The organism is Streptomyces sp. NPDC007162 (assembly GCF_040634175.1).
In the GTDB taxonomy this organism is placed as follows: domain Bacteria; phylum Actinomycetota; class Actinomycetes; order Streptomycetales; family Streptomycetaceae; genus Streptomyces.
Genome location: NZ_JBEYFC010000862.1, coordinates 1 through 2,432 on the forward strand (window position 1 = coordinate 1; position 2,432 = coordinate 2,432).

At 71.3% G+C, this 2,432-nt stretch carries 2 protein-coding genes; both read right to left on the bottom strand.

Annotated features, from left to right (window positions below; genetic code table 11):
• Nucleotides 1-35: 35 nt before the first annotated feature.
• A complete protein-coding gene (locus tag ABZ646_RS45050; protein ID WP_360533135.1) occupies nucleotides 36-1,742 on the bottom strand; it encodes a proline--tRNA ligase in 1,707 nt (568 codons plus the stop codon).
• An 88-nt stretch (nucleotides 1,743-1,830) separates the two neighbouring features.
• The gene (locus ABZ646_RS45055; protein WP_360533138.1) at nucleotides 1,831-2,361 is read right to left on the bottom strand and encodes a GNAT family N-acetyltransferase; all 531 of its coding nucleotides are present in this window, start codon (nucleotides 2,359-2,361) and stop codon (nucleotides 1,831-1,833) included.
• Nucleotides 2,362-2,432: the final 71 nt, after the last annotated feature.

Here is a 2,432-nt window from a genome sequence, read left to right on the forward strand (position 1 = left end):
GTGGTCACCGGCGGCCCGCTCGGGTGGAGCCGGGGTCAGTTCGCGGTCAGGCGGGCGATGGCCTCGTCCACCGTCAGCTCCTCACGCTCGCCCGTCCTGCGGTCCTTCAGCTCCAGCACGCCCTCGCCGGAGCGGCGGCCCGCGACCAGGATCTGCGGTACGCCGATGAGCTCGGCGTCCGTGAACTTCACGCCCGGGGAGACCCCGGCCCGGTCGTCGACCAGGACGCGCAGGCCGGCCTCCCGCAGCCGCTCGGACACGTCGAGGGCGAGTTCGGTCTGCAGGGCCTTGCCCGCGGCGACCACGTGGACGTCGGCCGGGGCGACCTCGCGGGGCCAGACCAGGCCCTGCTCGTCGGCGGTCTGCTCGGCGAGGGCGGCGACGGCGCGGGAGACGCCGATGCCGTAGGAGCCCATGGTGACGCGGACCGGCTTGCCGTTCTGGCCGAGGACGTCGAGCTTGAGCGCGTCGGCGTACTTGCGGCCGAGCTGGAAGATGTGCCCGATCTCGATGGCGCGGTCCAGCTTGAGGCCGGTGCCGCACTTCGGACAGGGGTCGCCCTCCAGCACCACGACGACGTCGACGTACTCGTCCACGGTGAAGTCACGGTCCGCCACGACGTTCTTCGCGTGCGTGCCCGGCTTGTTGGCGCCGGTGATCCAGGAGGTGCCGGGCGCCACCCGCGGGTCGGCGACGTACTTCACCTTCTCGCCGAGACCCTGCGGGCCGACGTAGCCGCGGACCAGGTCGGGGCGGCCGGCGAAGTCGGTCTCGGTGACCAGTTCGACGGCGGCCGGGGCGAAGTGCTCCTCGACCTTGCCCATGTCGACCTCCCGGTCTCCCGGCACACCGATGGCCACGATCTCGCCGTCGACCTTCACCAGGAGGTTCTTCAGGGTGTCGGAGGCCTGGACGCCGAGGTACGCGGCGAGGGTCTCGATGGTCGGCGTGTCCGGGGTGGGGATCTCCTCCAGCGCGGGCACCTCGGCGGCGTCGACCGGCTTCAGCGTGTACGAGATCGCCTCGGTGTTCGCCGCGAAGTCGCAGTGGGGGCAGTCGGCGAAGGTGTCCTCGCCGGCCTCGGCCGGCGCCAGGAACTCCTCCGACTTCGAGCCGCCCATGGCGCCCGCGGTGGCGGCGACGATCCGGTAGTCGAGACCGAGGCGCTCGAAGATCCGCTGGTAGGCCTGGCGGTGCAGGGCGTACGACGTGCCCAGGCCCTCGTCGTCCAGGTCGAAGGAGTAGGAGTCCTTCATCAGGAACTCGCGGCCGCGCAGGATGCCGGCCCGCGGACGGGCCTCGTCCCGGTACTTGCTCTGGATCTGGTAGAGGATGACCGGCAGGTCCTTGTACGAGGACGCCTGGTCCTTCACCAGCAGGGTGAAGATCTCCTCGTGGGTCGGGCCGAGCAGGTAGTCGCCGCCCCTGCGGTCCTGGAGGCGGAACAGCTCGGCGCCGTACTCGTCCCAGCGGCCGGTCGCCTCGTACGGCTCCCGGGGCAGGAGGGCCGGCAGCAGCACCTCCTGGGCGCCGATCGCGTCCATCTCCTCGCGGACGATGCGCTCGATGTTGGACAGCACCTTCAGGCCGAGCGGCAGCCACGACCAGATACCGGCGGCCGTCCGGCGGACGTACCCGGCGCGGACGAGGAGCTTGTGGCTGAGGACCTCGGCGTCCGCCGGGTCGTCACGCAGCGTCTTCGCCAGCAGGTGGGACATGCGTTGGACCGGTGCGTTCGCCATGGTTCTCGTACTCCTGCCGGGAAAGGTTGATGGCTAGGAGGTTAGCCGGGCCTGCTGTGCCGGTGGAAATCCGTTAACGGCGATCGGCTCAGCGGCGGCGCAGCGGCAGCGGGGCGCCCATCACGGCGTACGGCTTGGCGGCGCTCGGGAAGTGCACCTGGCGGGCGAGGTCGACATAGCCGAGGGAGTGGTAGAGGCCGCGGGCCGGGCTGTCGCTGTCGATCGCGGAGAGGATCGAGCGGGGTTCGGCGGCGCCGTCGGTGATCATCGTGATCAGGCGGCGGCCGATGCCGCGGTTCTGGTGGTGCGGGTGGACGTGCAGCTCGGTGATGACGAAGGAGTCGTCGAGCCAGTCGGCGTGGCCCTGGGCCCGGAGGTAGGGCTCCACGACGGTGGACCACCAGTGGGTGCGGGAGTTGGGCATGCCGTACACGAAGCCGACGAGGCGGCCTTCGTCCGTCGCGCCGAGCGCCCTCGCCCCGGGGTACTGCATGTGGCGCAGGACGATCTGGCGGCGGACCGCTACCTCGTCGGGGCCCAGGCCGAAGGCGACGGCTTGGACTGCGAGGGCCTCGTCCACGTGCGCGGGGAGGTCCAAGGGGCCGGTCACGAGGGTCATGTGGGGAGGGTACAGGGGGTTCCGGTGCGCCGTCCGGGCGCGGGGCGTGCGACGTGGACGTCGGGCTAGAA

Coding starts and splice junctions, on each gene's coding strand:
- ABZ646_RS45050 (WP_360533135.1), bottom strand. CDS start 1,742: ATGGCGAACGCACCGGTCCAACGCATGTCCCACCTGCTGGCGAAGACG.
- ABZ646_RS45055 (WP_360533138.1), bottom strand. CDS start 2,361: ATGACCCTCGTGACCGGCCCCTTGGACCTCCCCGCGCACGTGGACGAG.